This is a genomic window from Streptomyces sp. NBC_00984, assembly GCF_045162475.1.
Taxonomy (GTDB): domain Bacteria; phylum Actinomycetota; class Actinomycetes; order Streptomycetales; family Streptomycetaceae; genus Streptomyces.
Window position 1 is genome coordinate 4191806 of the sequence record NZ_CP108734.1, and the last position, 17843, is coordinate 4209648.

Below are 17843 nucleotides of genomic sequence, written 5' to 3' on the forward strand. Positions count from 1 at the left end.
ACCTGCGCCGATGGGAACCGCCCGAAGCAAGAGCGCTAGAGATCAGGCCAGATCGTCGAACTCGCCTTCCTTGGCGCCGCCGAGGAAGGCGCGGAGCTTGGCACGGGTCGTACGGATGACCACGCTCGGGTTGTCGCTCTCACGCATCAGGATCTCACCCCCGTGCTCGGCCAGCTCAAGGCAGTTATTGCCATCGGCATTCGATGATTTCGACGACTTTCGCCACTGGATTTCTATTGTTCTCACGCCTTCATACTTGTAGTGCGATGGTACGAATGAAGTCCCGTGTCTTCTCCGGGTCAAGGGAGCGCTCTTCGGTCCGGTTCAGAGCAACCCGCCAGTTTTCAAGGCTTGTTTCAGCGTCCAAGAACCCCGATCCGGTCGCAGTGTCCGTCTGCGCGGTGTCGAGCTGCGGCACGGGACCGTAGAGGTATTGTGCCGAACTGTTGGCGTGCGGGAAACCGCCCGCCGCGAAGGGGATCGCACGGATGACGACGTTTTCTCGCTCCGACTGCCGCAACAGATAGTCGAGTTGGCTGCGCGCAATGGCCGAACCGCCGTAGACCATCCGCAGTGCCGCCTCGTGGACCAGGAACACACACCGGGGCTGATCCACCCGATCGAGCACGTCCCGGCGCTTCAGCCGATGGGAAAGCAAGCGCCGTTGATGCGTCGGGCTGAGCGGCGGGACGGCCTCCGCGAACACGGCCCTCGCGTAGTCCTCGGTCTGGAGCAGCCCAGGAATGTGCATGATCTCGACCGAGCGCAGGCCAGCGGCGTGGTGCTCCAACTCGGCCAGGTCGAGGGCGTCGCTGGTGAGCTCGCCCCGATAATCCTCCCACCAGCCGTTTATGCGCTCTCGCGCCATCTCCGCGAGCGCATCGATGTATGCCTCGTCGGAGCACCCGTAGTGCTCGGCCCATGCACGAACCCGCTCGGTGCTGACACCGAACCGCCCGGATTCGATGTTGCTCACCGTGGTGCGGTCCGTGCTGAGCATCGCACCCGCTTCCGTGAGCGAAAGCCCCGTGCGCTCACGCATCTTGCGCATCTCAGCACCCAGTCGGCGCTGGCGCGCCGTGGGCGCCTTCCTTGATGGCATCGATCTCTCCTCTCCCCGGGTCAGTGTGGCCCGTTACCCATCGAGGCGCACATCGTTCATGACATTACACAGATGCGTCCAACGCGTGAGGCGCATCAGCTATGGTCGCCACACACCGCGCCGCACGCCGGTAGACCCGAAGTGCAGCCGTACACACGCATGTTGACCCGCGCCTGCGTACGGCCATTGCCACGGACGGCAAGCGACGCACCCGTTCGCACCGCACCGCGTTGGGAGAACGACATGACCCACGTCCACGCCACCGCATACTCCACGCCACCGGGCCCACAGTGCGGCGAGATCTATCAGCTCGCCCTGCCGAACACGTCCAGCGCCGCGAAGCTCTCGCGTGACTTCATCGCGTCGCTGCTGACCGTCAGCAGACACTGCGGGTTGGTCGACGACGCGCGTCTGTGCGTCACGGAGGTGGTCACCAACGCCCACCGTCACACGCGTACGTCCCTGATCCGGGTCCGCGTGACCGTCCAGCGCAAACTGGTCACCGTCTCCGTCGCGGACGACGAGCACTGGGCCCTGCCCGAGCCACCGGCCTTCCGCGAGGTGAGTGAACAGGAGGGCGGGCGTGGGCTGTTGCTCGTGGAGCGGCTGGCGTTCACCTGGGGGATGACCGTGCTGGGTGGCTGCTTCCCGTACCGGAAGGCGGTCTGGTTCACGCTCGCCCGAGCCGGGTCGGCGCCCTGAACGGGCCGCGGAAACGCGGAAGGGCGGTGGGCCCGCCGGCCCACCGCCCCGCTCACCCGCGTACGGGAGTTACTGGACGACCGTGATCCGGTCCGTCGCCGGCGGGGCCAGCGGTGCGGCGGCCGAGGAGTGGGCCGCCAGGTAGGCGTTGAAGACGTCCAGGTCGGACGGGCCGACCAGCTTGTTCGTGCCCTGGCCGAGCGCCGCGAAGCCGTCGCCGCCGCCTGCCAGGAACTCGTTAATCGCGACGCGGTAGCTCTTGGCGGGGTCGATCGCCTCTCCGTTCAGCTTGATCGTGTCGGTGACCACGCGGGCCGCGCCCGTCTTCGTCATGTCCAGGGTGTAGGTGAGGCCCTTCGAGACCTGGAGGATCTTCGGGCTGGCCTCGTTGGAGCCACTGACCTGCTGCTGGAGCGTCTCGACCAGCTGGGCGCCGGTCAGGTCGACGACGTTCATCATGTTGGTGAAGGGCTGCACGGTGAAGGACTCCCCGTACGTCACCACCCCGTCGGACTTGCCGTCGGGCGACGCGTACACCAGGTCCGCGCGGATACCGCCCGGGTTCATGAGGGCGACGACCGCCCCGCCCTTGTCCGCCGGGGCCAGGCCCTCCAGCTGGGCGTCGGCGATCACGTCACCGAGCGGCTTCTCAAGGGCCTTGGAGCCGCGGCCGACGATGTCGGCGGAGATGTAGCCCTGCGGCTTGTTCGCGATGGGCGCCGCGAGGGCGTTCCAGCGGGCGATCAGGGACTCCATGTCGGAGGCCCTGTGCTGGTCCCGGCTGACGATGTGGTTCGCCGACTTCGGGTTCGAGGCACCGGCCGACTCCACCGACGTACGGACGATGTCCTTGGTGCGGCGGTCGTAGGTGAGGGTCGTGTCCGTGTAGACCTTGCCGAACGACGACGCCGAGGTGACCAGGCGCGGGTTGCCCGCCGGGTCCGGGATCGTGCACACGTACGCCTGGTGGGTGTGGCCCGTGACCAGGGCGTCGACCTTGGGCGTGATGCCCTTGGCGATGTCGGTGATCGGCCCGGAGATGCCGTCACCGGCGCCGGAGCTGTCGCAGTCGTAGTTGTACGAGCTGGAGGCCGGGGCCCCGCCCTCGTGGATCAGCGCGACGATGGACTTGACGCCCTGCCGGTCCAGCTCCTTGGCGTACTTGTTGATCGTCTCGATCTCGTCGTGGAACTTCAGGCCCTTGACGCCGTTGGCCGTGACCACGTTCGGCGTGCCCTCCAGGGTCACCCCGATGAAGCCGATCCTGACGCCGTTCTTCTTCCACACCGTGTACGGCTTGAGGACCGGCTTGCCGGTCTTCTCGCTCGTCACGTTGGCGGCGAGGTAGGGGAAGTCGGCGCCCTTGAACTTCTTGTTCTTCTCGTAGCACCCCTCGACCGGGTGGCAGCCGCCGTTCTGGAGGCGGGCCAGCTCGGTGGCGCCCTCGTCGAACTCGTGGTTGCCGACGCTCGTCACATCGAGGTCGATCTTGTTGAGCGCCTCAATGGTCGGCTCGTCGTGGAAGAGGCCGGACAGCAGCGGGCTCGCGCCCACCATGTCACCACCGGCCGCGGTGATCGAGTACGGGTGGCCCTTGCGCGCGGTGCGCAGCGAGGTCGCGAGGTACTCGATGCCACCGGCCGGAATCTCCTTGGGCGAGCCGTCGGGCTGCGTCTCGAAGACCTTGCCCGCCGTGCCGTCCGGCGGCTCCAGGTTCCCGTGCAGGTCGTTGAAGGACAGCAGCTGTACGTCGACGGTACGGCCCGGCTTGTGGTGCCCGTGACCATGGCCGTGGCGGTCCTGGGCGCCGGCCGGCATCGCGGCGACAAGCGCGCCGACGGTGGCGAGCCCGGCCGCCGCGGCGAGCACCCGCCGGGGCGCGCGGTTCTTCTGCGGTGTCGCTGACATCGGTCCCCTTGTGAGTTCAGCGGGAGGTTCGAAAGTGATGACGAGTCTGGAGACTTCGTGCGCAGCCTAGGGTCAACGCGCGTAGCGCGACAGGTTTCCCGGGTTACGAACTGGTTGCCATGCGGTGGGTATGACCACAAAAAGTCACACGTCACTCGTATGGCTCACATATGCGGGCAGAAACGTCCCGGCACGCATGTACGGCGCAAGCCTGTACGCCATGGACAACGAACCGAATACCAAGGCCGTCGTACCTGGCCAGCGGGCGTCCGAACTGCCACCGGGCTTCCACGAGATGATCGACGACCTGAAGTCGATCGTGCGCGGCGCGCATGTGCGGGCCCAGCTGAAGGTCAACACCGAGATGCTCCAGATGTACTGGGAGATCGGGCGGTCGATCCTGGCGCGACAGCGGGAGGAGAAGTGGGGCGCCAAGGTCATCGCCCGCATTGCCGCCGAGCTGAAGGCGGAGTTCCCGACCCAGCGGGGGTTCAGTACGCGGAACCTCCAGTACATGCAGCAGATGGCCCGAACATGGCCCGAACGGTTTGCGCAACAGGCTGTTGCGCAATTGCCATGGGGCCACATCGCCACCCTCATGACTTCCTGCAAGACCCGCCCTGAGCTGGACTTCTACGCCCAGCACGCAGTCCGCAACGGCTGGTCCCGGGACGATCTGACCTCGGCGATCCACCACGCCCTGCACCTCTCCCACGCCGCCGCGATCAACAACTTCGACGCCGTCATCCCCGAGCGGTCCGAGGCCGCGAAGGAGATCATCAAGGACCCGTACCGGCTCGACTTCACCGAACTGGGCGGCCGGCACACGGAGCGGGACCTGGAGGACGCCCTCGTGGCCCACCTCGTCGGGTTCCTCACCGAGCTGGGCGTGGGCTTCGCCTTCGTGGGGCGGCAGTACCCCGTGGTCGTGGGCGACAGCGAATACCGCATCGACCTGCTCTTCTACCACTGCAGGCTGCACTGCTACGTCGTGCTGGAACTGAAGACCCGAAAAGCTCACCCCGAGCACTTCGGGCAGCTCGGGTTCTATGTGTCCGTGGTCGACGATCTGGTGCGGGACAAGGAGTTCGACGGGCCCACCATCGGCATTCTCATCGCCGAGAGCCGCGACCGGTCGATGGTCGAGTACGCGTTGCGCGGCCACAACCAGCCGCTGGCCGTCAGCACCTACGCCGGTCTGCCCGACCGCGTGCGCGAGCTGCTGCCCAGTGCCGAAGATCTCTCCCGTATCGCCGACGGTGTACTGAACACGCCGCAGACCACGGCCTGAGTCCCGAAGCACCCGCACACCACCCCGGCACCCACCCCGCCCCCGTACGCTCGTAGGCATGACGACTGACACACCCCTCCCCGCCCCCGGACGCGAGATCCGGACGCTCGACGTGCTCTCCCCCGAGCAGGCGGAAGCCGTATCCGATCTGCTCGCCGAGGCGGCCCGGTCCGACGGCCGGCAGGCCGTGTCGGAGCAGGGGCGGCTGCAGCTGCGGGGCGGGCGGCGCGAGGGGGTGCGGCATCTGCTGCTGAGCAGCGGCCCGGTCCTGGTCGGGTACGCGCAGCTGGAGGACACCGACCCCGTCGAGGCCCCGGCCGCCGAGCTGGTCGTGCATCCGGCGTACCGCGGGCAGGGCCACGGGCGGGCGCTGGGCGCGGCGCTGCTCGCCACGACCGGGAAGCGGCTGCGGGTGTGGGCGCACGGCGGGAAGTCCGCGGCGCGGCATCTCTCGCAGGTCCTCGGCCTCTCGCTCTTCCGCGAACTGCGCCAGCTGCGCCGCCCGTTGACCCCGCTGGACATCGGTGAGCCGGTGCTGCCGCCGGGCGTCACCGTCCGCACCTTCGTGCCCGGTGAGGACGACGCCGCCTGGCTCGCGGTGAACCGTGCCGCCTTCGCCCACCACCCGGAGCAGGGTTCGCTGACCCAGCGCGACCTGGACGACCGCAAGGCGGAGCCGTGGTTCGACCCGAAGGGGTTCTTCCTGGCCGAGCGCGACGGCGAGCTGATCGGCTTCCACTGGACGAAGACGCACGCCGAGGAGCAGCTCGGTGAGGTGTACGTCGTCGGCATCCTGCCCGACGCGCAGGGCGGCGGACTCGGCAAGGCGCTCACCGCGATCGGGCTGCGCCATCTGGCCGCCCAGGGGCTGCCGACCGCGATGCTCTACGTGGACGCGGACAACAAGGCGGCGCTGGCCGTCTACGAGCGGATGGGCTTCGTGACGCACGAGGTGGACCTGATGTACCGCACGGAGTCCTGAGGCAAGGGGCTACAAGCCCAACTCACCCGGGGGCGGCGTCGCTTGACGCCGCCCCTTCCTTGCGCCACTCTTTCACTACTCAATTAGTGAAAGGGGTGAACATGGCAGAGTCCGCAGCGGTCGAGTACCGCATCGACCGGCGCAGCGGCGTCGCCACGTACCTCCAGATCGTCCAGCAGACCAAGCAGGCGCTCCGCCTCGGCCTGCTGGAGCCCGGCGACCGGCTGCCCACCGCGCGCGAGGTCGTCGAAGCCACCGCGATCAACCCGAACACCGTGCTCAAGGCCTACCGGGAGCTGGAGCGCGAGGGTCTCGTCGAGGCCCGGCGCGGGCTCGGCACCTTCGTCACCCGGACCCTCGGCGGCGCGGCGGCCGCCGACGACGCACCGCTGCGCGCCGAACTCGCCGACTGGACCCGCCGGGCCCGCGCGGCCGGGCTGGAGAAGGACGACGTGAGCGCGCTCTTCACCGCCGTACTGGACAGGACTTTCGAGGGGGATCAGGCCGGATGACAGGCGCTGCGATCGAGGCCACCGGCCTCGGAATGAAGTACCGGGGCAGAGGCAGGGGCTGGGCGCTGCGCGACTGCTCCTTCCGGCTGCCCGCCGGGCGGGTGTGCGCCCTCGTCGGGCCCAACGGCGCGGGCAAGTCCACCCTGCTCGCCCTCGCGGCCGGCTTCCTGCGGCCGTCGGAGGGGACGGTACGGGTGCTGGGCGCGGCGCCCGGCCAGGCTCGTGCCCGGATGGCCTTCGTGGCCCAGGACAAGCCGCTGTACCCGCAGTTGACGGTCGCCGCGACGCTCTGGGCGGGCGCCGAGCTGAACCCCGCCACCTGGGACCAGGACACCGCCGAACGCATCGCCGGGGAGCTCCCGCGCGACGCCGCGGTCCGTGCCCTGTCCGGCGGCCAGCGCACCCGGCTCGCCCTGGCCCTCGCGCTGGGCAAGCGGCCCGAACTGCTGCTGCTGGACGAGCCGATGGCCGACCTCGACCCGCTCGCCCGCCACCAGCTGATGGGCGCGCTGATGGCGGAGGCCGCCGAGCACTCCACCACCATCGTGATGTCCTCGCACATCCTCACCGAGCTGGAGGGCGCCTGCGACTACCTCCTGCTCGTCGACGGCGGCCGGGTCCGCCTCGGCGGCGAGACGGAGGACCTCCTCGCCGCGCACACCCTGCTCACCGGTCCGGTACGGGACACCGCACCGCACACCGTCGTCGAGTCCCGCACCGCGGGACGTCTGAAGACCGCACTCGTACGGAGGCAAGGACCCGTGGACACGGACGTCTGGGAGGCCACCGAGCCTTCCCTGGAGGAACTGCTGCTGGCGCATCTGCGGTCGCCGGAGGTCCCGGCGCTGCTGACGCCGAGCGCCGAGGCCGGGCTGGAGGTGGCGGCCGTATGAGCACGATCGCCCTGCGCGGCCCGAACCGCGTCGTCCTGGCTCAGCACCGGCAGGCCCTTCAGCTCCTGGGCGCGCTCCCCCTCCTGGCCGTCGTCGCGCTGGTCGGCACCTGGCTGTGGACCGACCATGTCGCGAACGCCTTCGCCGCGACGGGCTGTTCGGTCCGGCACACCGTGCCCGGCTGTGTCGACACGGTCAACGAATACCTCGACCGCCAGAACTGGATGAAGGATGTCCTCGACTGGTCCGGCCTGCTGATGATGGTCCTCCCCGCGTTCGTCGGCATCTTCGTGGCCGGCCCGGTGATCGCCCGCGAGATGGAGAGCGGCACATACAAGCTTGCGTGGTCCCAGTCCGTGACACCCACACGCTGGCTCGCCGCCAAACTCGCAGTACCCGCCGTCGCGACGCTGGCCTCCGTCTCCGTGCTGTCGGCCGCCTGCGCCTGGGCGCAGACACGGGAGAACGCGATACACCACCCGTCCGAGCGGTACTCCCGTGAGGTGTACGGCTCAATCGGGACCGTCCCCGTCGGCTACGCCCTGTGCATGCTGGCCCTCGGCGCACTCGCCGGGCTGCTGCTGCGGCGCACCGTCGCCGCGATGGTCGTGACCGTGATCGGATACGGCGCGCTGGTGGTGGCCCTGAACACCGTGCGCAACGGTCTGTGGCCCTCGCTGACGCACACGTTCAAGCCGTTCAGCGAATACCGGTTCCCCGACGGAGCCGTCGACACCGGAGAAGGCTGGGTGACCAGCAGCGGCGAACGGCTGCCCGCCGATGCGTGCCTGAGCTGGCACAACGACCTCAAGCAGTGCCTGGCCGACAAGGACATCACCCTCCGCTACCTCGACTACCACCCCGCCTCGCACTTCTGGCCCCTCCAGCTCGTCGAGACCGGCATCCTGCTCGTCCTGGCCGCCCTCGCCGTCGCCGTCGCCTTCCGGGTGCTGCGCCGCCGCCACGGCTGACGTCCGTACGTTCCGGGCCCCTCCCCGGGGCCCGGAAACGGTTCATATGACCAATCCGCGCACGGCACACCGCTTCCTGCACGTCATGTCGCCGTTACCAGCCATTCAGAAGCGCTTGCGACCCTCTCGAAATGCAGCCAGCTGTGCCGACCCCCCGCAACGGGAGAAATCCCGGCGGAGACCGCACGAACGACGTCAACCGTGCGTTCCCCGCGATCTCCGCACCCTCCGGCGCGCCCCCGGAGCCATCCGCGCGGAACAATAGGGCCATGAGCCAGCAGCCCAGCTCCGAGGTACCGGTCCAGTCCACCGTGCAGCCGTCGGTCGGCTCCCTCGCCGCACACCGGCCGCACGCCGTCGCCGCGTCCAACGGCGCCGCACTGTCGACCGCGGCCGATCTGGATCCCGATATCGACGCCGACGTCGACGCGTACGAACCCGATGTCGACGGCGACGAGCTGCCCCAGGGCCGCTTCCTGGACCGCGAGCGCAGTTGGCTCGCGTTCAACGAACGAGTGCTCGAACTGGCCGAGGACCCGGCTACCCCGCTACTCGAACGGGCTAATTTCCTCGCCATCTTCGCCTCCAACCTGGACGAGTTCTTCATGGTCCGGGTGGCCGGTCTGAAGCGCCGTATCGCCACCGGCGTCGCCACCCGGTCCGCCTCCGGACTCCAGCCCCGCGAGGTCCTGGACCTGATCTGGACCCGCTCGCGCGAACTCATGGCCCGGCACGCCGCCTGCTACCAGCAGGACGTCGCCCCCGCCCTGTCCGACGAGGGCATCCAGCTGATCCGCTGGCCCGAACTGACCGAGAAGGAACAGGCCCGCCTGTTCACCTTCTTCCGGCAGCGCGTCTTCCCCGTGCTGACCCCCCTCGCCGTCGACCCGGCGCACCCCTTCCCGTACATCTCGGGGCTCTCGCTCAACCTCGCCGTCGTCGTACGCAACCCGGTCAGCGGCCACCGCCACTTCGCCCGGGTCAAGGTGCCGCCGCTGCTGACCCGCTTCCTGGAGGCGTCGCCGCAGCGGTACGTGCCCATAGAGGACGTCATCGCCGCCCACCTCGAAGAGCTCTTCCCGGGCATGGAGGTCCTCGCCCACCACATGTTCCGGGTCACCAGGAACGAGGACCTGGAGGTCGAGGAGGACGATGCCGAGAACCTCCTCAAGGCCCTGGAGAAGGAGCTCATGCGGCGCCGCTTCGGCCCGCCGGTCCGCCTGGAGGTCGAGGAGTCCATCGACCCGTACGTGCTGGACCTGCTGGTACGCGAGCTGAAGGTGTCCGACGCCGAGGTCTACCCGCTGCCCGGCCCGCTCGACCTCACCGGACTCTTCGGCATAGCGTCGCTGGACCGGCCCGAGCTGAAGTTCCCCAAGTTCATCGCCGGCACCCACCGCGATCTCGCCGAGGTCGAATCCGCCTCCGCGCCCGACATCTTCGCCGCGCTGCGCGAACGCGACGTGCTCCTGCACCACCCGTACGACTCCTTCTCCACCTCCGTACAGGCCTTCCTGGAGCAGGCCGCCGCCGACCCCGAAGTCCTCGCCATCAAGCAGACCCTGTACCGGACCTCGGGCGAATCCCCGATAGTGGAAGCCCTGGTCGACGCCGCCGAGTCCGGCAAGCAGGTCCTCGTACTCGTGGAGATCAAGGCCCGCTTCGACGAGCAGGCCAACATCAAGTGGGCGCGGAAGCTGGAGGAGTCGGGCTGCCATGTCGTCTACGGTCTCGTCGGCCTCAAGACCCACTGCAAGCTCTCACTCGTCGTCCGGCAGGAGGGCGACACCCTGCGCCGCTACTCCCACGTCGGCACCGGCAACTACCACCCCAAGACGGCCAGGCTCTACGAGGACCTCGGCCTGCTGACCGCGGACCCGCAGGTCGGCGCGGACCTGTCCGACCTCTTCAACCGGCTCTCCGGCTACTCCCGCCGCGAGACCTACCGCCGTCTCCTGGTCGCCCCGAAATCCCTGCGGGACGGGCTGATCGCCCGGATCAACAAGGAGATCACGCACCAGCGGGCCGGGCGGACCGCCTACGTCCGCATCAAGGTCAACTCGATGGTCGACGAGGCGATCGTCGACGCCTGCTACCGGGCCGCGATGGCCGGCGTACCGGTGGACATCTGGGTACGCGGCATCTGCGCGATCCGCCCCGGTGTCACCGGTCTCTCCGAGAACATCCGGGTCCGCTCGATCCTGGGCCGCTTCCTCGAACACTCCCGGGTCTTCGCGTTCGGCAACGGCGGCGAACCCGAGGTGTGGTTCGGCAGCGCCGACATGATGCACCGCAATCTCGACCGCCGGATCGAAGCACTGGTCCGGGTCACCGATCCCGCCCACCGCGCCGCACTCAGCCGTCTCCTGGAGACCGGCATGGCCGACACCACCTCCTCCTGGCACCTCGGTCCCGACGGGAACTGGACCCGGCACGCCACGGACGCGGACGGCCAGCCGCTGCGGCACGTACAGGAAATGCTCATTGACGCCCGGAGGCGCCGGCGTGCGACGCCATGACCACCAGACGACGCAGGCGGACCTTACGGCAGGCGCGGTACTCGCGCCCTACCTTCAGGAGCAGGCCGCCGAATTCCTCCGCAGCCTGCGCCTGCACCGCGAGAACAGCGCCCCCACGGACGCCGGAACCCACAAGGCCGAGGAGGCCGCCGGCGCGCTGCGCCGCTCCTCGCGCCGGATCAGCGGCACGCTGCACACCTTCCGGGCGGCGCTGGACGCCACCTGGGCCGAGCAGCTCCGTACCGAACTGGCCTGGCTCTCCGGCACCCTGGCCAGGGAACACGCCTACGCGACCCGGCTGAACCGGCTCCTCGAAGCGCTGCACGCCCTGTCCGGCACCTCGCTGCCCACCGCCCGCAACGGGGCCGGCTCCGACAGCGCCGCCGACAAGGAACGCGCCGCCCTCGGCGTCGGCGCGGCCCGCGCCGGAGCGCTCCTCGAACGGCAGCTGACCCTCGCCCGGACCCGCGCCCACTCCGCGGCGCTCCAGGCGCTCGGCTCCTCCCGCTTCCACGCGGTGGCCGACGCCGTCGCACTGCTCGCCTCGGAGGTCCCGCTCGCCTCCTCGGCCGCGGCCCCGGCCGAGGAGATGCTGCACGGGCCCGCCGACCGGGCCGAACAGCAGCTGCTCGGCGCGGTGGCGGCGCTCCCGTCCGCCCAGGCGGTCGAGCCGTACAACGAGGCGCAGGACGCGCCCTGGCACCGGGCCCGGCTGCTGCTCCGGCTGCACCGGTACGCCCACGAGGTGGTGCGGGGCGCCCCCGACCCGGTCCTGGTCGCGCCGGGCCACGCGCTCGATCTGCACCGGGACGCCTCGGAGGCGGCCGCGGCGGCGGCATCGGCGGCCCGCACACCCCGCATCGCGCCTGCGACCGCGTACGCCCTGGGGGTGCTCCACGCCGACCAGCGCCATGAGGTGGAGGCGGCCCGCGGTGTGTTCCGGACGAGCTGGCCGTACACCGCCGCGGCCGTGATCGCACCATGAGCGGGGTGGTGGGCGCCCGCGGCGCCGAGCGCACCGTGAACGGGCCGGTGCTCGCCGCGGGGTGCGTGCTGTGGCGCCGGCCGGAATCCGGCGGGCTGGAGATCTGTCTGGTCCACCGGCCCCGTTACGACGACTGGTCGCACCCCAAGGGCAAGCTGAAGCGCGGCGAGCCCGCGCTGGACGCCGCCCGGCGCGAGGTCCTGGAGGAGACCGGCCACCACTGCGCCCCCGGCGCCCCGCTCCCCACGGTCCGCTATCTCGCGAACGGCCGCCCCAAGGAGGTCGCCTACTGGGCGGCCGAGGCGACCGGCGGCTGCTTCGTGCCCAACGCCGAGGTGGACCGGGTGAGCTGGCTCTCCCCGGCGGCGGCCCGTACCCGCCTCACCCAGGACCGTGACCGGGAACTCCTGGACGCCCTGCTCGCGATCCTGCCGAACAGCTGACCGAGGGCCAGAACCGCACCGCCCTGCACGGTTCACCTTCCGTTCACTCTCCCCCGTAGGCCGCTTCACCTGTTCTGCCTAACTTCGGCAGTACACGGTGCGCGGCGCTACGCCGGAGCACCCAACACATCGCACGCCGTCGTAGAACGAAAAGACCTCGGCGGCTCCTGGAAGGAACACCCGAAAAGTGAAGCTTCAGCGCAAGAACCGGCTTCGTGCCACCGCGCTCGGTGCCCTCGCCGTCTCCGGCGCCCTGGTCCTCACGGCGTGCGGTTCGGACGACAACAGCGGCGGCTCCACCGGCGGTAACGGCGGCAAGACGAGCGCGGCGTCGAACATCAAGTGCGACGACGCCAAGGGCCAGCTGCTCGCCTCCGGCTCCAGCGCGCAGAAGAACGCCATGGACCTCTGGGTCAAGAACTACATGGCCGGCTGCTCGGGCGTCGAGGTCAACTACAAGTCGTCCTCCTCCGGTGACGGCATCATCGCCTTCAACGACGGCACGGTCGGCTTCGCCGGTTCCGACTCGGCGCTGAAGCCCGAAGAGGTCGCCAACTCGAAGAAGATCTGCAAGGGCGGCCAGGGCATCAACCTCCCGATGGTCGGCGGCCCGATCGCCATCGGCTTCCACCTGGAAGGTGTCGACAGCCTCACGCTGGACGCCCCCACCCTCGCCAAGATCTTCGACGGCAAGATCAAGAAGTGGAACGACCCGGCGATCGCCAAGCTCAACAGCGGCGCGAAGCTCCCGGACAAGGCCATCCAGGCCTTCCACCGCTCCGACGACTCCGGCACCACCCAGAACCTCGGCAAGTACCTGGGCGCGGCCGCCCCGAGCGACTGGAAGTACGAAGCCGAGAAGAAGTGGCCGGCCCCCGGTGGCCAGTCCGCGTCCACCTCCTCCGATGTGGCCGCTCAGGTGAAGCAGGTCGACGGCGCGATCGGCTACTTCGAGCTCAGCTACGCCACCTCGCAGTCGCTCTCCACCGTCGACATCGACACCGGTGGCGCCGCCCCGGTCAAGGCCACCCCGGAGAACGCCTCCAAGGCCATCGCCGCCGCCAAGGTCAAGGGCACCGGCAAGGACCTGGCGCTCGACCTCGACTACAACACCAAGGCCGAGGGCGCCTACCCGATCGTCCTGGTGACGTACGAGGTCGTCTGCGACAAGGGCAACAAGGCCGAGACCCTTCCCACGGTCAAGTCCTTCCTGAACTACACCGCCGGTGACGAGGGCCAGAAGCTCCTCATCGACGCCGGCTACGCGCCGATCCCGACCGAGATCAACGCCAAGGTCCGCGAGACCATCGGCTCCCTCTCGTAACCGGGACGCGCAAGCACCACCAGTAACACCTTCAGCAACACCAGCTACATCCGGCAGACCGGTCCGGTGCACCCCTCCGGACCGGTCCGCCACCACCCATCCGGTGCACCGCCGCCAGGGGAGCCAGACCGCTCCCCCACACAGACCGGAAAGACCATGGCTTCCACCACACCGATAGAAACGCCGCCGGTACCGCCGGTGGCGCGCAAGCGCGCCGGGACCAAGTCCGGGCGCGTGGGCGACAAGGTCTTCCTGGGCCTCTCCAGGGGCTCGGGCATCCTGCTGCTCGTGATCATGGCGTCGATCGCCGTGTTCCTGACCTACCGCGCCTCGCTCGCCGTGTCCAAGGACGAAGGCAACTTCCTCACCACCCTGGACTGGAACCCGGCCGGCGACCCGCCGGTCTTCGGCATCGCGGTCCTCCTCTTCGGCACGATCGTCAGCTCGGTCATCGCGATGGCCATCGCCGTCCCGGTCGCTGTCGGTATCGCCCTGTTCATCTCGCACTACGCGCCGCGCAAGCTGGCCGCGCCCCTCGCGTACGTCGTCGACCTGCTCGCCGCAGTGCCGAGCATCGTGTACGGCATCTGGGGCGCCCTCGTCCTGGTCCCGTACCTGGAGGGCACGAACCTCTGGCTCGACCAGTTCTTCGGCTGGACGTACATCTTCGAGAAGACCGAGGTCGGCGTCGCCCGCTCGCTCTTCACCGTCGGCATCCTGCTCGCGATCATGATCCTGCCGATCGTGACCAGCGTCAGCCGCGAAGTCTTCCTCCAGGTCCCGAGGATGAACGAGGAAGCCGCCCTCGCCCTGGGCGCCACCCGCTGGGAGGTCATCCGCCTCTCGGTGATCCCCTTCGGCCGCTCCGGCGTGATCTCCGCCTCGATGCTGGGCCTGGGCCGTGCGCTCGGCGAGACGATGGCCGTCGCCACGGTCCTGTCGCCGAGCTTCCTCATCTCCGGCCATCTGCTCAACCCGGGCGGCGGCACCTTCGCCCAGAACATCGCCGCGAAGTTCGGCGAGGCCGACGAGCTCGGGCGCGACGCCCTGATCGCCTCCGGTCTCGTGCTCTTCATCCTCACTCTGCTGGTCAACGGCGCGGCCCGGCTGATCATCGCCCGCCGCAAGGAATACTCGGGGGCCAACGCATGAGCCAGGCAGCCAACACCGGCATACAGGAGCGCCCCGCCCCGACGGCGTCCGCCCGCCCGACCAGCCTGAGCAGCCGGGCACTCCCCCGCTGGGCCCCGTTCGCCTTCGCGGCCGCCGCAATCGTGCTGGGCGTGGGCACCGGCATGGCGGCGGGCTGGCAGAGCCGCACCCAGTGGGGGCTGTTCTCCGCCCTCCTCTTCGTCGTCATCTCGTACGTCACGACCTCGGTCGTCGAGAACCGGCGCCAGGCCAAGGACCGGCTCGCCACCAGCGTCGTCTGGGTCTGCTTCCTGCTGGCCGTCGTGCCGCTCGCCTCGCTGCTGTGGACGACGGTCAGCCGCGGCGCGGAGCGCCTGGACGGGTACTTCCTGACCCACTCGATGGCCGGCGTGCTCGGCACCGAGGCGACCGGCGGTGTCTACCACGCACTGATCGGAACGCTGGAGCAGGTCGGCATCGCCACCGTGATCTCCGCCCCGATCGGCATGCTGACCGCCGTCTACCTGGTGGAGTACGGCAAGGGCGCCCTGGCCAAGGCCGTGACCTTCTTCGTCGACGTCATGACGGGCATCCCGTCCATCGTCGCGGGTCTCTTCATCCTGTCGATCATGCTGATGACGAAGACCCAGCCGTCCGGTCTGATGGGTGCGCTGGCGCTCACGATCCTGATGATCCCGGTCGTGGTCCGCTCCACCGAGGAGATGCTCAAGCTCGTCCCGAACGAGCTCCGCGAGGCATCGCTCGCCCTCGGCGTCCCGAAGTGGCGCACCATCCTGAAGGTGGTCCTGCCGACCGCGATCGGCGGCATCACCACCGGTGTGATGCTCGCGATCGCCCGGATCGCCGGTGAGACCGCGCCGATCATGCTGCTGGTCTTCGGCAGCCAGCTGATCAACACCAACCCGTTCCAGGGCGCACAGTCGTCGCTCCCCCTGTACATCTGGGAGCAGTACAGGGTCGGCACCGACCAGTCGTACGACCGTGCCTGGGCCGCCGCGCTGGTCCTGATCGCCTTCGTCATGATCCTCAACCTGGTGGCCCGCGGCATCGCCCGCTGGAAGGCCCCGAAGACCGGCCGCTGACCGCGGCACGAAAGAAGCAGTGATTCAGATGGCCAAGCGCATCGACGTCAGCGGCCTGTCCGCCTACTACGGCTCCCACCTCGCCATCGAGGACATCTCGATGACCGTGGAGCCCCGCTCCGTGACCGCCTTCATCGGCCCGTCCGGCTGCGGCAAGTCCACCTTCCTGCGCACCCTGAACCGCATGCACGAGGTCACCCCCGGTGGCCGCGTCGAGGGCAAGGTGCTGCTGGACGACGAGAACCTGTACGGGGCGAACGTCGACCCGGTCACCGTGCGCCGCACGGTCGGCATGGTCTTCCAGCGCCCGAACCCGTTCCCGACCATGTCGATCTTCGACAACGTCGCCGCGGGCCTCAAGCTGAACGGCTCGTACAAGAAGAGCCAGCTGCCCGACATCGTCGAGAAGTCCCTGCGCGGCGCCAACCTCTGGAACGAGGTCAAGGACCGGCTGAACAAGCCCGGCTCCGGTCTCTCCGGCGGTCAGCAGCAGCGCCTGTGCATCGCCCGCGCAATCGCGGTCGAGCCGGACGTGCTGCTGATGGACGAGCCGTGCTCCGCCCTGGACCCGATCTCCACCCTCGCCATCGAGGACCTGATCGGCGAGCTGAAGGAGCGCTTCACGATCGTCATCGTGACGCACAACATGCAGCAGGCGGCCCGCGTCTCGGACCGCACGGCGTTCTTCAACCTCGCGGCGGTCGGCAAGCCCGGCAAGCTCGTGGAGATCGACGAGACGGAACGCATCTTCTCCAACCCGTCCGTCCAGGCCACCGAGGACTACATCTCGGGACGCTTCGGATAGCACCGGCCCCGGGCCTGTCCGACCCCGATCCGCCGGACGGGCCCTCGCCCCCAGACGGCCTTGAGGTGCTGCATGGCGGTGCCACCGCAAGGCGAAGGGGCCGCCCCCGCTCCCCGCACAGGGAGTGGGGGCGGCCCCGTTTCCTTACCGCCGTGATCATGGCCGGCCGTCAGCCGAAGAGCAGAACCACGACTCCGTAGCTCGCGGCGGCGACCAGCCCCGCGGCCGGCATCGTGATGAACCAGCCCAGGATGATGTTCTTGGCGACACCCCACCGCACGGCGTTCACCCGCTTCGTGGCGCCCACACCCATGATCGCCGAGGTGATCACATGCGTCGTGGAGATCGGCGCGTGGAACAGGAACGCCGAGCCGAACATGATCGACGCACCCGTCGTCTCCGCCGCGAACCCCTGCGGCGGGTCCAGCTCGATGATCTTCCGGCCGAGCGTCCGCATGATGCGCCAGCCACCCGCGTACGTACCCAGCGAGAGCATCAGCGCGCAGACCAGCTTCACCCAGACCGGGATCGGGTCGCTCGGGCTCTCGACGTCGGCGATGACCAGCGCCATCACCACGATGCCCATCGTCTTCTGCGCGTCCTGCAGACCGTGGCCGAGCGCCATGCCCGCGGCCGAGACCGTCTGTGCGATCCGGAAACCGCGCTTGGCCTTGTGCGGGTTGGACTTCCGGAACATCCACATGATCGCGACCATCACCAGATAGCCGACGACCAGGCCGATGACCGGCGAGACGAACATCGGGATGACGACCTTGTCGAGCACCCCGTCCCAGTGCACCAGCGTCCCGCCGGCGAGCGCCGCGCCGACCATGCCGCCGAACAGGGCGTGCGAGGACGAGGAGGGCAGCCCGAAGTACCAGGTGACGAGGTTCCAGATGATCGCGCCGACGAGCGCGGCGAAGAGGATGCCCATCCCCTTGTGGCCCTCGGGCGTCGCGATCAGACCCTCGCTGACGGTCTTGGCGACACCGCTGCCCAGGAACGCACCGGCGAGGTTCATCACCGCGGCCATCGCCAGCGCCGCGCGGGGCGTGAGTGCGCGGGTGGAGACGGAGGTGGCGATGGCGTTCGCCGAGTCGTGGAAGCCGTTCGTATACGTGAAGCCGAGCGCGACACCGATGGTCACGATCAGTGCAAAGGTGTCCACGTGG

Annotated in this window: 17 protein-coding genes; 13 read left to right on the forward strand and 4 right to left on the reverse strand. The window is 69.2% G+C overall.

The window, feature by feature from the left end; genetic code table 11:
• Nucleotides 1-42: 42 nt before the first annotated feature.
• The gene (locus OG520_RS18575; protein ID WP_266793323.1) at nucleotides 43-237 is read right to left on the reverse strand and encodes a DUF397 domain-containing protein; all 195 of its coding nucleotides are present in this window, start codon (nucleotides 235-237) and stop codon (nucleotides 43-45) included.
• 13 nt (nucleotides 238-250) lie between these two features.
• Nucleotides 251-1102, reverse strand: a complete 852-nt coding sequence (locus OG520_RS18580; RefSeq protein WP_406013898.1) for a helix-turn-helix domain-containing protein — start codon at nucleotides 1100-1102, stop codon at nucleotides 251-253.
• A gap of 243 nt (nucleotides 1103-1345) precedes the next feature.
• Between OG520_RS18580 and OG520_RS18585 the strand changes: the two genes are divergently transcribed.
• Nucleotides 1346-1804 (forward strand): ATP-binding protein, encoded by a 459-nt coding sequence (locus tag OG520_RS18585; RefSeq protein WP_406013899.1) that lies wholly within the window; start codon nucleotides 1346-1348, stop codon nucleotides 1802-1804.
• A gap of 69 nt (nucleotides 1805-1873) precedes the next feature.
• Here the strand turns inward: OG520_RS18585 and OG520_RS18590 are convergent, their stop codons facing one another.
• Nucleotides 1874-3712 carry a bifunctional metallophosphatase/5'-nucleotidase gene (locus OG520_RS18590; RefSeq protein WP_406013900.1) on the reverse strand — a complete coding sequence of 613 codons (1839 nt, stop codon included), beginning with the start codon at nucleotides 3710-3712 and terminating at the stop codon, nucleotides 1874-1876.
• Nucleotides 3713-3932: 220 nt separating this feature from the next.
• Between OG520_RS18590 and OG520_RS18595 the strand changes: the two genes are divergently transcribed.
• The 12 genes from OG520_RS18595 to pstB all read left to right on the forward strand — a co-directional run bounded on the left by OG520_RS18595 (nucleotide 3933) and on the right by pstB (nucleotide 16671).
• A complete protein-coding gene (locus OG520_RS18595; protein WP_406013901.1) occupies nucleotides 3933-5003 on the forward strand; it encodes a YhcG family protein in 1071 nt (356 codons plus the stop codon).
• A 58-nt stretch (nucleotides 5004-5061) separates the two neighbouring features.
• Nucleotides 5062-5985, forward strand: a complete 924-nt coding sequence (gene mshD, locus OG520_RS18600; protein WP_406013902.1) for a mycothiol synthase — start codon at nucleotides 5062-5064, stop codon at nucleotides 5983-5985.
• A 101-nt stretch (nucleotides 5986-6086) separates the two neighbouring features.
• A complete protein-coding gene (locus OG520_RS18605; RefSeq protein WP_266416296.1) occupies nucleotides 6087-6497 on the forward strand; it encodes a GntR family transcriptional regulator in 411 nt (136 codons plus the stop codon).
• Complete coding sequence (locus OG520_RS18610) at nucleotides 6494-7390, forward strand: ABC transporter ATP-binding protein (protein WP_266416299.1); 897 nt, start codon at nucleotides 6494-6496, stop codon at nucleotides 7388-7390. Before OG520_RS18605 ends, OG520_RS18610 begins: the two co-directional genes overlap by 4 nt.
• Entirely contained in the window at nucleotides 7387-8361 is a 975-nt protein-coding gene (locus OG520_RS18615; RefSeq protein ID WP_406013903.1) for an ABC transporter permease subunit, read from the forward strand. The genes OG520_RS18610 and OG520_RS18615 overlap by 4 nt, the downstream gene beginning before the upstream one ends.
• Nucleotides 8362-8630: 269 nt before the next feature.
• Entirely contained in the window at nucleotides 8631-10880 is a 2250-nt protein-coding gene (locus OG520_RS18620) for an RNA degradosome polyphosphate kinase (RefSeq protein ID WP_406013904.1), read from the forward strand.
• Complete coding sequence (locus tag OG520_RS18625; RefSeq protein WP_406013905.1) at nucleotides 10867-11865, forward strand: CHAD domain-containing protein; 999 nt, start codon at nucleotides 10867-10869, stop codon at nucleotides 11863-11865. The genes OG520_RS18620 and OG520_RS18625 overlap by 14 nt, the downstream gene beginning before the upstream one ends.
• Nucleotides 11866-11900: 35 nt before the next feature.
• Nucleotides 11901-12308, forward strand: a complete 408-nt coding sequence (locus OG520_RS18630) for an NUDIX hydrolase (RefSeq protein ID WP_406016516.1) — start codon at nucleotides 11901-11903, stop codon at nucleotides 12306-12308.
• Nucleotides 12309-12495: 187 nt separating this feature from the next.
• Nucleotides 12496-13632, forward strand: a complete 1137-nt coding sequence (gene pstS, locus OG520_RS18635; protein WP_406013906.1) for a phosphate ABC transporter substrate-binding protein PstS — start codon at nucleotides 12496-12498, stop codon at nucleotides 13630-13632.
• A gap of 156 nt (nucleotides 13633-13788) precedes the next feature.
• A complete protein-coding gene (gene pstC, locus OG520_RS18640) occupies nucleotides 13789-14784 on the forward strand; it encodes a phosphate ABC transporter permease subunit PstC (RefSeq protein ID WP_399334616.1) in 996 nt (331 codons plus the stop codon).
• Nucleotides 14781-15866 carry a phosphate ABC transporter permease PstA gene (gene pstA, locus OG520_RS18645; RefSeq protein WP_399334618.1) on the forward strand — a complete coding sequence of 362 codons (1086 nt, stop codon included), beginning with the start codon at nucleotides 14781-14783 and terminating at the stop codon, nucleotides 15864-15866. Before pstC ends, pstA begins: the two co-directional genes overlap by 4 nt.
• Nucleotides 15867-15894: 28 nt before the next feature.
• Entirely contained in the window at nucleotides 15895-16671 is a 777-nt protein-coding gene (gene pstB, locus OG520_RS18650) for a phosphate ABC transporter ATP-binding protein PstB (RefSeq protein WP_266416316.1), read from the forward strand.
• A 169-nt stretch (nucleotides 16672-16840) separates the two neighbouring features.
• Here pstB and OG520_RS18655 read toward each other — a convergent pair whose 3' ends face one another.
• A complete protein-coding gene (locus OG520_RS18655; protein ID WP_266416318.1) occupies nucleotides 16841-17839 on the reverse strand; it encodes an inorganic phosphate transporter in 999 nt (332 codons plus the stop codon).
• Nucleotides 17840-17843: the final 4 nt, after the last annotated feature.

Coding starts and splice junctions, on each gene's coding strand:
- OG520_RS18580 (WP_406013898.1), bottom strand. CDS start 1,102: ATGCCATCAAGGAAGGCGCCCACGGCGCGCCAGCGCCGACTGGGTGCT.
- OG520_RS18585 (WP_406013899.1), top strand. CDS start 1,346: ATGACCCACGTCCACGCCACCGCATACTCCACGCCACCGGGCCCACAG.
- OG520_RS18590 (WP_406013900.1), bottom strand. CDS start 3,712: ATGTCAGCGACACCGCAGAAGAACCGCGCGCCCCGGCGGGTGCTCGCC.
- OG520_RS18595 (WP_406013901.1), top strand. CDS start 3,933: ATGGACAACGAACCGAATACCAAGGCCGTCGTACCTGGCCAGCGGGCG.
- mshD (WP_406013902.1), top strand. CDS start 5,062: ATGACGACTGACACACCCCTCCCCGCCCCCGGACGCGAGATCCGGACG.
- OG520_RS18605 (WP_266416296.1), top strand. CDS start 6,087: ATGGCAGAGTCCGCAGCGGTCGAGTACCGCATCGACCGGCGCAGCGGC.
- OG520_RS18610 (WP_266416299.1), top strand. CDS start 6,494: ATGACAGGCGCTGCGATCGAGGCCACCGGCCTCGGAATGAAGTACCGG.
- OG520_RS18615 (WP_406013903.1), top strand. CDS start 7,387: ATGAGCACGATCGCCCTGCGCGGCCCGAACCGCGTCGTCCTGGCTCAG.
- OG520_RS18620 (WP_406013904.1), top strand. CDS start 8,631: ATGAGCCAGCAGCCCAGCTCCGAGGTACCGGTCCAGTCCACCGTGCAG.
- pstC (WP_399334616.1), top strand. CDS start 13,789: ATGGCTTCCACCACACCGATAGAAACGCCGCCGGTACCGCCGGTGGCG.
- pstA (WP_399334618.1), top strand. CDS start 14,781: ATGAGCCAGGCAGCCAACACCGGCATACAGGAGCGCCCCGCCCCGACG.
- pstB (WP_266416316.1), top strand. CDS start 15,895: ATGGCCAAGCGCATCGACGTCAGCGGCCTGTCCGCCTACTACGGCTCC.